Annotated in this window: 10 protein-coding genes and 1 tRNA gene; 7 read left to right on the top strand and 4 right to left on the bottom strand. The window is 65.5% G+C overall.

Features of this window, described 5'->3' with window-relative positions; all coding sequences use genetic code 11:
• The 3 genes from DH10_RS13580 to cobT all read left to right on the top strand — a co-directional run.
• The coding region (locus tag DH10_RS13580) for a cobyrinic acid a,c-diamide synthase CobB (protein ID WP_192384795.1) at positions 1-1,309 on the top strand (1,309 nt) is incomplete at its 5' end.
• Positions 1,306-2,073: an adenosylcobinamide-GDP ribazoletransferase gene (locus DH10_RS13575; protein WP_192245445.1), complete on the top strand. Its 768-nt coding sequence runs from the start codon at positions 1,306-1,308 to the stop codon at positions 2,071-2,073. The genes DH10_RS13580 and DH10_RS13575, both read left to right, overlap by 4 nt.
• A gap of 24 nt (positions 2,074-2,097) precedes the next feature.
• Positions 2,098-3,123, top strand: a complete 1,026-nt coding sequence (gene cobT, locus DH10_RS13570; RefSeq protein ID WP_192245447.1) for a nicotinate-nucleotide--dimethylbenzimidazole phosphoribosyltransferase — start codon at positions 2,098-2,100, stop codon at positions 3,121-3,123.
• Positions 3,124-3,248: 125 nt separating this feature from the next.
• Here cobT and DH10_RS13565 read toward each other — a convergent pair.
• Positions 3,249-3,324 (bottom strand) — tRNA-Lys (locus tag DH10_RS13565).
• A 160-nt stretch (positions 3,325-3,484) separates the two neighbouring features.
• The gene (locus tag DH10_RS13560) at positions 3,485-4,387 is read right to left on the bottom strand and encodes a PhzF family phenazine biosynthesis protein (protein ID WP_192245449.1); all 903 of its coding nucleotides are present in this window, start codon (positions 4,385-4,387) and stop codon (positions 3,485-3,487) included.
• A gap of 133 nt (positions 4,388-4,520) precedes the next feature.
• On the opposite strand from DH10_RS13560, the gene DH10_RS13555 reads away from it, so the two are divergent.
• The 3 genes from DH10_RS13555 to DH10_RS13545 are packed head-to-tail and all read left to right on the top strand — an operon-like array spanning position 4,521 to position 7,729.
• Positions 4,521-5,807 carry an efflux RND transporter periplasmic adaptor subunit gene (locus tag DH10_RS13555; RefSeq protein WP_192245451.1) on the top strand — a complete coding sequence of 429 codons (1,287 nt, stop codon included), beginning with the start codon at positions 4,521-4,523 and terminating at the stop codon, positions 5,805-5,807.
• A 3-nt stretch (positions 5,808-5,810) separates the two neighbouring features.
• Positions 5,811-6,515 (top strand): ABC transporter ATP-binding protein, encoded by a 705-nt coding sequence (locus tag DH10_RS13550; RefSeq protein ID WP_192384794.1) that lies wholly within the window; start codon positions 5,811-5,813, stop codon positions 6,513-6,515.
• On the top strand, positions 6,512-7,729 hold the full coding sequence (locus tag DH10_RS13545; RefSeq protein ID WP_192245455.1) for an ABC transporter permease: 1,218 nt from the start codon (positions 6,512-6,514) through the stop codon (positions 7,727-7,729). The genes DH10_RS13550 and DH10_RS13545 overlap by 4 nt, the downstream gene beginning before the upstream one ends.
• A 24-nt stretch (positions 7,730-7,753) precedes the next feature.
• On the opposite strand, the gene DH10_RS13540 is transcribed toward DH10_RS13545, so the two are convergent.
• On the bottom strand, positions 7,754-8,473 hold the full coding sequence (locus DH10_RS13540; RefSeq protein ID WP_192245457.1) for a hypothetical protein: 720 nt from the start codon (positions 8,471-8,473) through the stop codon (positions 7,754-7,756).
• 4 nt (positions 8,474-8,477) lie between these two features.
• Positions 8,478-9,590 (bottom strand): endonuclease/exonuclease/phosphatase family protein, encoded by a 1,113-nt coding sequence (locus tag DH10_RS13535; RefSeq protein ID WP_192245459.1) that lies wholly within the window; start codon positions 9,588-9,590, stop codon positions 8,478-8,480.
• A 178-nt stretch (positions 9,591-9,768) separates the two neighbouring features.
• On the opposite strand from DH10_RS13535, the gene DH10_RS13530 reads away from it, so the two are divergent.
• The gene (locus DH10_RS13530) at positions 9,769-10,359 is read left to right on the top strand and encodes a BA14K family protein (protein ID WP_192245461.1); all 591 of its coding nucleotides are present in this window, start codon (positions 9,769-9,771) and stop codon (positions 10,357-10,359) included.
• The last annotated feature ends 79 nt before the right edge of the window (positions 10,360-10,438 follow it).

Raw genomic sequence — 10,438 nt, 5'->3', positions numbered from 1 at the left:
CCGCGCGATCATCATCGGCGCGCCGCGCTCCGGCTCGGGCAAGACCAGCGTCACCATCGGCCTGCTGCGCGCGCTTGCCCGGCGCGGGCTGAAGGTGCGCGGCGCGAAATCCGGACCGGACTATATCGACCCCGGCTTCCACGCCGCCGCCACGGGCCTGTCCGGCGTCAATCTCGACAGCTGGGCGATGTCGCCTTCCCTGCTCAACGCACTGGCCGCGCAGGCGGCGGACGATGCCGAATACGTCATCCTGGAAAGCGCGATGGGCCTGTTCGACGGCATTCCCGCGCCGGAGGGACGATCGGGCTCCGCAGCCGATCTGGCCCGGCTTTACGGCCTGCCGGTGCTTTTGGTGCTCGACGTCTCCGGACAGTCGACCACGGCGGCCGCCGTCGCCAAGGGTTTTGCGACCTACGATCCGGATGTGCGCATGGCCGGCGTCGTGCTCAACCGCTTGGGCAGCGAGCGGCACCGGCGGCTGTCCGGCGACGCCATCGAGGCGATCGGACTGCCGGTGGTCGGCGCCATCATGCGCGATCCCATGCTCAACCTGCCGGAGCGGCATCTCGGCCTCGTCCAGGCCGGCGAATATGAAAACCTGATGGCGCATCTCGACCGGCTGGCCGACATGGTCGAGAAGTCGCTCGACATCGATGCCATCCTGGCGCTGGCGACGCCGCTCGAACCGGCGGCTGGCGACTTCGGCGACGCACTACAGCCACCCGGCCAGCGTATCGCCCTGGCCGAGGATGCCGCCTTCACCTTCCTCTACCCACATGTCGCCAGGCATTGGCGCAACGCGGGCGCCGAGATCGTGCCCTTCTCCCCTCTCGCCGATGAAGCGCCTGCCGAAGACTGCGACGTCTGCTGGCTGCCCGGCGGCTATCCTGAGCTGCATGCCGGCAAGCTCGCTGCCGCCAATCACTTCAGAGCTGGGATGGCGCGCTTCGCCGCGACCAAGCCCGTGCATGGCGAGTGCGGCGGCTTCATGGTGCTGGGCGAGACGCTGGAGGATGCGGACGGCGAGACACATAAAATGCTCGGGCTGCTCGGACACTCGACCAGCTTCGCCAAGCGCAAGATGAACCTCGGCTATCGCGAGGCCCGCCTGCGCGCCGCCTGCCCGCTCGGAGGCGAAGGGACCGTGATCCGCGGCCACGAATTCCACTATGCGCAGATGACGGCCACCGGCAATGACGAGCCGCTGGCCGACCTTGCCGACGGCCAGGGCAATCCGTTTGGCGCGTCGGGCTACCGGCGCGGCCATGTCAGCGGCACTTTCTTCCACGCGATTGCGAGGGGCGCATGAGCGGTCTCTCCAAGCCTCGGCAATTGCTTGACGATATCGGCCTCAGCCTTGTCTTCTTCACAAGGCTGAGGTTGCCTTCGGGCGATTTCGGCGGCCGCAGTCTTGCCGAAGCGATCTGGGCCGCGCCCTTTGCCGGTCTCGCCGTCGCCATCATCGGCGCGCTTGTCTACGCCATTGCTGTCGCCCTGGGTCTTGCCGCCAGGCCGGCCTCGGCGCTCGCGCTTGCCGCGACGATGCTTGTCACCGGCTGCCTGCATGAGGATGGGCTTTCCGACATCGCCGACGGCTTCGGCGGCGGCCGGACACGCGAGAAGAAGCTGGAGATCATGCGCGACAGCCGCATCGGCGCCTACGGTGCGGCGGCACTCGGCATCTCATTGCTCATCCGCTGGAGCGCGCTTTCGGAATTGACCGGGGCGGGACATGTCTTCCTGGCGCTGCTTGCCGCGCATGCCGCCTCGCGCGGCCTGTTCGGCGCTTTCATGCATCTGCTGCCGTCGGCCCGCGTCGACGGTCTGTCAGCGAATGCCGGCACCGTAGCCTTCGAGACAGCCGCTATCGGGGCAGCGCTTGGCGCCGTGTCGCTGCTGGCGCTCGGCCTTGGCGGCGCGATCGCGGCGCTCATCCTGCTCGGCCTCTTGTTCGCCGCATTCCGCTCGCTTTGCCTCAGCCAGATCGGTGGCCAGACCGGCGACACGATCGGCGCGCTGCAGCAGCTCTGCGAAACTGCGGTGCTGCTTACCGCTTCCGTTTGCCTTTCCTGATTCTCTTTCGGAGACCTTGCCCCCATGTCCCCCCAATCAACTTCCTTCAAATCGCTCGAAGACCTTCGCGCCGCATGCCTCGACCTACCTGCCGGCAGCGACGCCGCAGCCAATGCGGTCGCCCGCCGCCAGGACACGCTGACCAAGCCGCCGGGCAGCCTCGGTAGGCTTGAAACGATCGCCGCCTGGCTGGGCCGCTGGCAGGGCCGCGACATGCCGAAGCTCGACGCGGTGAAAGTCTTCGTCTTTGCCGGCAATCACGGCGTCACCGCACAGGGCGTGTCGGCCTATCCGTCGGAAGTCACGGTACAGATGGTGGCGAATTTCGCCGGCGGGGGTGCCGCCATCAACCAGCTTGCCCGTATCGCTGGTGCAAAGCTCGATGTCATCCCGCTCGATCTCGACCACCCGACCGGCGATTTCACGCAGGTGCCGGCTATGGACGAGCAGACCTTCCTCGCCGCGGTCTCGGCCGGCTATGACGCCGTGTCCAAGGATCTCGATCTCGTCTGCTTCGGCGAGATGGGCATCGGCAACACCACGCCGGCGGCAGCGATCTCGACCGCCCTCTTCGGCGGCGCCGCGGAAAAATGGACCGGGCGCGGCACCGGCGTCGACGACGCAGGTCTGCAGCGCAAGGTCGTGGCCATCGAGGCGGGCATCAAGTGCCACGCCGATTCGCTGTCGGACCCGCTGAAGATCGCTGCGGCACTTGGCGGACGCGAGCTCGCCGCGATCTTCGGCGCCACGCTTGCCGCGCGTCACAATAACGTGCCGGTGCTGCTCGACGGCTTCGTCTGCACCGCCGCGGTTGCGCCGCTTGCAAGGCTGCACCCGACCGGGCTGGCCCACACGATCGCTGCCCACGTCTCGGCCGAAGCCGGCCACCGCCGCCTTCTCGAAGCCCTAGGCCTGCCGCCGCTGCTTGATCTCGGCATGCGGCTCGGCGAAGGCTCCGGCGCCTGCCTTGCCGTCAACATCGTGCGCTCGGCACTGGAATGCCATGCCCGCATGGCGAGCTTCGCTGAGGCGGGTGTATCGGAAAAGTAATACCGCGGACAAATGGCGGGTTGCCCGCTCATAAGCAGCCCGCCAGCCCCCTCATATCTCAATGCCGCTCACGCAGCCAATCGCCTTGAGCGACGGGACTTTCCATCTAAATCTAGGGGAAAATTTGGTGGGTGTGCACAGGATCGAACTGTGGACCCGCTGATTAAGAGTCAGCTGCTCTACCAACTGAGCTACACACCCACACCGCCGGAAACCCAGCGTCGGCGGCGCATATAGCCGCCGCTTTCGGCGATGTCCAGCCCCGCCGGATCATTTCCCGACAAATCGACACGGCATGATCCCGAAAAGTGGATTCCAGTTTTCGGAAAAGATCATGCCCGCTTAAAAAAGGCCGCAGGCGTCAGACCAGGAGCTTGCCTTCCGCGACCTTGATTGCGTGCCCGCCTATGCGCGCGGAGGCCAATTTTCCGCCGTCGACATTGAGTTCGAGCCGGATGCGCGAGGGCCTGCCCATTTCCAGTCCCTGCTCGATCCAAAGCTGCGAGATTCCGTCCGTTGGAGCATCGAAATCCATGATGGCGCCGGCAAAGGCGGCCGCGGCCGAGCCGGTCGCCGGATCTTCGTAGGAGGGATTGCCGGGCACGATCATGCGCACGTGGAAGGCGCTGTCGTGATGCACCGTCTCGCGGCAATAGATGAAGGGGCTGGCGAAGGCCCATTCGCTCTTGCGCGGGGCAAGTTCCGACCAGGCCTGGTTGTCCAGCCTGACTTTCGCCGCCGCGTCGAGGTCGGAGACCGGAATGGTGACGTAGGGCACGCCGGCCGACCAGAAGGAAACGCGGTGATTCTCGAAGCCGATCTCGTGCGGGCCAAGGCCAAGTGCTGCACCGATCATTTCCGGGTCGGCGGCGAGTTCCAGGCGCTCCGGCAGTTTCGCCAGGTCGAACTCCGCGAAGGTGGCGCCATCATGCTTGCTGACCGCGCAGCGCACAGGGCCGATATTTTCTTCCAGCACAAAGATGCCTGTCGCTTCGCCTGCTTGTTCCGTAAGCGCGATAGCCGAACCGACCGTCGGATGGCCGGCGAACGGCATCTCATAGTCGGGCGTGAAGATGCGGATACGGTTGCGGTGTTTGGGATTTTCGGGCGGCAGCACGAAAACCGTCTCGGACAGGTTGAATTCGCGCGCGATCGCCTGCATGGCGGCGCTATCGAGCCCTTGGCTGTCGAGCACGACGGCGACCGGGTTCCCGGCCAACCGCTCGGTCGTAAACACATCGTAAAGCAAGTAATTGCGCGCCATCGAGAAAACCTTCCGCCTCGCCCCGAATTTCTGCCTCAATCCCAACATGAGGGAAATTTAATTTGAAATTCGAACCTTAAGGCATGATTTGTGCACGGATAGGGACATCAATTTTTCGCTATAGGGGTCCGGGGTGGACCAGGTTGTCAATCCGCCAAACGCAGAATCCGATACTTCCATCGAAGCCGCCCTCGGGCTCGACCGCAAAGGCGTGAGCCGCAAGCGCCGCCGCGGCTGGCTTTACACGCTGCTGGCACTGGCGGTCGTGGCGGTCGCGATCGGCGTCTACCGGTTGAACGCCGCCTCGCCGCCCCGAATCGAGTACACGACCGCACCGGCGGCGGTCGCCGACCTGACCGTCCAGGTATCGGCAACCGGCACGCTGCAGCCGCTGACGCAGGTCGACATCTCCAGCGAGCTTTCTGGAATCGTCCGCTCGGTCGCGGTCAACGAGAACCAGCAGGTCAAGAAGGGCGACGTGCTGGCGACGCTCGACACCGCCAAGCTCGAGGTCCAGATCGAGCGCGCCACAGCCTCGGCCAAGGCGGCAGCGGCGACGGTCGAGGATGCCAAGGTCACATTGCAGGAAAACGAGAACGCGGTGGTCCGCACGAGCGCGCTCACCAAGCGCGGCATGGCGACGGATCAGTCGCTCGAGGCGGCAACCGCGACGCGAGACCGCTCCAAGGCGGCACTCGACAGCGCCGAAGCCAATCTCGCCATCGCGCAGGCCGACCTCAAGGCGCAGCAGACCGACCTTGCCAAGAGCACGATCTACGCGCCGATCGATGGCATCGTGCTCACGCGCTCGGTCGACCCCGGACAGACGGTCGCCTCTTCGCTGCAGGCGCCGGTGCTCTTCGTCATCGCCGCCGACTTGCGGAACATGGAGCTGCAGGCGGCGGTGGACGAGGCCGATATCGGCCAGGTCAAGCCCGGCCAGCATGCCCGCTTCACGGTCGACGCTTTCCCGGACCGTCCCTTCGACGCCGAGATCCGCGACATCTCTTACGCCTCCGTCACCACCGACGGCGTCGTCACCTACAATGCGCGGCTCGAGGTCGACAACAGCGAGCTGCTGCTCAGGCCTGGCATGACCGCAACGGTTGCGGTCGTGACCAGGCAGGCCAAGGGCGTGCTCACCGTGCCGGCCACGGCGTTCCGCTATCGCCCGGCCGAACAGGCGGCGCGAGGCTGGAGCCTGCGAGACTTGTTCACAGGCCGCATGGGCCGCCCCAACCGGCAGCGCGAGGCGACCAAGGTGCCGACCGATGGCTCGCGCACCCTCTATGTACTGGAAAACGGACGGGCGCATGCCGTCAACGTCAAGATCGGCTCGACCGACGGCGAGCTGACCGAAATCACGTCCGGCCTCGAGGAAGGCGCGGAGGTCATCACCGGCTCGCAGCAGCGGAGCTGACCCTTGTCCGCTCCCCTGCTCATCACCTTCGACAAGGTCTGGAAGAGCTACGGCGAGGGCGAGGCGCGCGTGCATGCGCTTGCCGGCGTCGATCTTGCGATCCGCAGAAGTGAGTTCGTCGCCATCATGGGGCCGTCCGGCTCGGGCAAGTCGACGGCCATGAACATCATCGGCTGCCTCGACACGCCGACCGCCGGAACCTACCGCTTCATGGGCGTCGATGCTGGCCGGCTCGACCGCAACCGCCGCGCCCTGCTGCGCAACATTTATGTCGGCTTCGTCTTCCAGGGCTACAACCTCCTGCCTCGCACCACGGCGGCGGAAAATGTCGAGCTGCCGCTGATCTATCGCGGCGTTTCCGCTCGCGAGCGTCGGGAGTTGGCCATGCAGGCGCTCGCCCAGGTCGGGCTCGTCGGACGCGAGCATCACACGCCGGCCGAGCTCTCGGGCGGCCAGCAGCAACGCGTTGCGATCGCCCGCGCCATCGTCACCAAACCGATGCTGCTTGTCGCCGACGAGCCGACGGGAAATCTCGATACCGCGCGCACGCACGAAATCATGGAATTGCTGACCAGGCTGAACGCCGAGCTCGGCCTCACCATCGTCATGGTCACGCACGAGGCCGATGTCGTGGGCTATGCCGAGCGCACCGTGCGCTTCCTCGACGGCCGCGTCGCTTCAGATACAGCGAAAGCCGAGGCCGCATGATCTGGGAGACCGTCCGCCTTTCGCTGATTTCGATCCGCCGGAACGTGCTGCGCTCGTTCCTGACCTTGCTCGGCATCGTCATCGGCGTCGCCGCGGTCATCGCCATGCTGACCATCGGCTCCGGCACCACCGAGAAGGTCAAGACCGACATCTCGAAACTCGGCAGCAACCTGCTCGTCGTCCGCTCCGGCCGTCCGGCAGGCCCCGGTGGGCCGGGCGGGCTCGACCAGGTCACGCGTCCCCTCGCCGCCAAGGATGTTGAAGCGCTGGTCGCCCATCTCAGCGGCGCGCGCGCCATCGCGCCGGCCTCGCAGAAGCAGGTGCGCGTCATCTTCGGCACGGAGAGCCTGACGTCGGGCGTCACCGGCACCGACAGCGCCTATCTCGACGCGCGCGACTGGAATCTGGTCTCCGGCCGTCCCTTCAGCGATTCCGAGACCCGCGCCGGCGCCGGCGTGTGCCTGATCGGCGAGACCGTACGTCAGCAATTCTTCGGCGCGGGCGATCCGGAAGGCGAGACCATCCGGATCAACCGCACCTCCTGCAGGATCATCGGCTTGCTTGAGCCGAAGGGCTATACCGGCTTCGGCCAGGACCAGGACAACGTCGTGCTCATGCCTTTAGCCGCCTATCAGCGGCGCATCGCCGGCAACCGCGATATCGACAACATCTACATCGCCGCCGACGACAGGACGCCGACCACCGAACTGCAGCCGCGCGTCGAGGACATCCTGCGCGACACGCGCCGCATCACGCCGGACCGCGATCCCGATTTCTCGATCCGCGACATGACCCAGATCGCCGACGCCATGGCCAGCGCTACCACGACCATGACCGGCATGCTGGGCGCAGTCGCCGGCGTCAGCCTGCTTGTCGGCGGCATCGGCATCATGAACATCATGCTGGTATCGGTCACCGAACGCACGCGCGAGATCGGCATCCGGCTGGCAATCGGCGCGCACGAAAACCACATCCTGATTCAGTTCCTGGTCGAGGCGACGGTGCTGTCGCTGCTCGGCGGCATCATCGGCATCCTGATCGGACTGGCGATCGCCGGCCTCGCCTCGGTCACGTTGACGATACCCTTCGCGCCGAGCCCGGCGGTCATCCTGCTTGCCGTAGGGTTCTCGGCGCTGATCGGCATGGTGTTCGGCTTCTTCCCGGCCTTGCGCGGCGCAAGGCTCGACCCGATCGACGCGCTAAGGCATGAGTGAACGCCTCGCCTGCCGCCACCCTTGTCAGGCCAGCACGTTGGCGAAATGCCATTCGATCAGCGGCTTCATGTGACCCATCAGGCCGTCAGGCAGGTCATCGGCATTACGGATAATGACCGGACCCTCGATCTCCGGCTCGCTCTCGCCGGCGACGAAGGCGCCGATGCGCCGGGCAACCTCGTCGGCCGGCTCGGGGACATGATAACGGCGGAAGATCACCGTGCCGCTCGATGTCGATAGCGCATGGTAGCGCCTCCCGTGCCGGGCCACCGAAAGGTCGATCCCGGTTTCCTCGCTCACCTCGCGGATCATGTTGAAGTCGACATCGACGAGGCCGTCGCGGAAATCGATCGGCTCGAAGGAGCCGGCGGCGAAGTAGACGCAGCCGGCGTTCACCGTGTGCGAGCCCATGCGGATCGCCACCAGCGCATTGTCGCCGGCGACCAGCACGGCATGCGCATAGGCATGTTCGGCGCCGCTGAGCTCCCGGTTCTTGCGCCAAAGCATGAAGGTCGAGTACCTCACCGCATGGCAGCGGCCGATGAGCCGCCTGTCGCGATAGCTCAGCGCCGAAAGCAGCACCACCGTGCCGTCGTAGAGCGCCGGCTTCGCCGCCATTTCGCGCCGCCAGTTCTCGGCGATCGCTGGCTGGTTGTCTCGTTCGAAGGGATGAGGAGTTGGGTCGAGCCGCACGTCGACATCGTCGACCGGCAAGATGACGTTGCGCGGCAGGTCGAAACTCATCGGTTCAAGCCATCTCCAGGGTGATCACCACCGGGCAGTGGTCCGAGGCCTTCGGCCTGTCCCAGCCGGCCCGCGGGAAACGTTCGACTTCCTGACCGGACGGAAAGACTGTGCGCCATGGCTGGCCGCGGCGGATGATCTCCGGAACCGCGGTGGCGTTCTTCGCCGCCAGCGCCTTCGACGGCAGGATGTAATCCAGCTGGCACAGATGCCGCTCCTCCGGCCCGCGCGTGTGATAGAAACTCCAGCGGTCCATCTCGGGCCGCCGCTCCACGACATTTTCGCAAAAGCCGCCGGCGGTCAGAACGTTGATCGAGGACTGGGCTTCGTCGACGACCTGGAAGCGATAGCCGTCGAAGCTGTCGCCTTCGATCTTCACGCGCTGCCGGTAGTCGTTCATGTCGCCGCAGATCGCCCAGCGTCTGTCGGCCGCATGGGCCTTGCCGAAACGGTCCTCGATGATGCGGCGCACGGCCTGCGCTTCGGCGATGCGCAGCGGCATCGTAGCCTCGCGGCCGTCGAGCCCGTTGCGCGGCGAGCCCATCGACTTGAAATGCACCAGATAGAGCGTCAGCGGCATGCCGCCAACCGTCACGTCGATTTCCAGGCAGTCGCGCCGGAAGACGCGTTCGTTGGCCAGATACCCGAGCGCCGCCAGTTCCGGCGTGAACAGGCCGAACTGCTCGAACGTAACATAGGCATGGCTGGTCATGCGCACGAATTCGATCGGCTGCCCCTGCGCGGTCTCGTTGCGCATCATCACGGCGACGTCGATGCCGCGCGAATCGTTGCCGGCGGTGGTGTATTTCTGTCGGTAGCCCTGTCCGATCATCTTGAATAGATAGCCATATTCGAAGGCCTTCAGCGCCTCGATATTGTCGACCTCCTGCATGCAGATGATGTCGGCGCGGGTCGCGGCTATGGCGAGCGCGGTAAGCTGGCGGGTGTCGTCGGACAGAGCGATGGTGCGCGCCTGTTCGAGCAGCCTGTACTCAGCCTCGCTCCGGATATCGAACAGCGCCAGCGTTCGGTCCTCATTGAGCTGGTTGCGATAGCCGGAGAAATCGAACCTGTTCATCAGGTTCTCGACGTTGAAGGTGGCGAGGCGCAGAGACATGGCCGTGACCTTTGCCCGCAAGCGTGTACGAAGACAAGAGCCCTTACCTACCCGCTACGGTTGATCCGTCATAGTTGACGGAACCTTTCCGTTCATCCTCCGTTCAGACGGAAAGTCCCATCAATAGGCCTCTTCCCGGGGTGTTCTGGGCGTGGGGCCTTACTCCTTGGAGAGTGAAATGAAACCGCTCTTGTCTTCCCTCGGCTCCGGGCTGGTGGCCCTGGGCCTCATGACGGGTCTGACGGCGCCGTCGATCGCCGGCCCGATCCTGCAGCCCGATCTCTCGGCCGCCACCAGCACGGCGGCACCTACGATCATCCCCGTCCGCGACAGCTGGGCCGGCGGCAACAACTACTCGCCGCAGATGTATGACTGGCGCTGGCGGCGCGGTGGCGACTGGCGCGGCCGCGATTTCAGATGGCGCGGCGGCGACTGGCGCGGCCGTCATTTCTCCCGCAACTGGGATGGCGACGACTGGCGCTGGCGGCATCATCGCCATCATCGGCATTTCGATAGTGGTGACGCGGCCCTTCTGGGGCTGGGCCTCGGCCTTGGCCTGGGCAGCCTCGCTTACAACAACTACTACGATCCCTACTACTATGATCCGTATCCGCGGTACTATCAGCCGCGGCGCATCTACCGGACTGAGCGGCTCTCCAGGGCCCATGTCCAATGGTGCTACGACCGTTACCGGTCCTATCGGGCCTGGGACAACACGTTCCAGCCCAACTATGGCCCGCGCCGGCAGTGCATTTCGCCCTATATCTGAGCCCGTCGGCAGGAAGAATGAGACGGCGCCCATCGCGGCGCCGTTTCTTTTTCGGCAAGAAAGAAACCGCCTGCGGGGC

Origin of the sequence: Mesorhizobium silamurunense, assembly GCF_014843825.1 — a bacterium.
In the GTDB taxonomy this organism is placed as follows: domain Bacteria; phylum Pseudomonadota; class Alphaproteobacteria; order Rhizobiales; family Rhizobiaceae; genus Mesorhizobium; species Mesorhizobium silamurunense.
The sequence above is the reverse complement of the archived record's forward strand: the minus strand, read 5'-3'. Positions and strand labels throughout refer to the sequence as shown.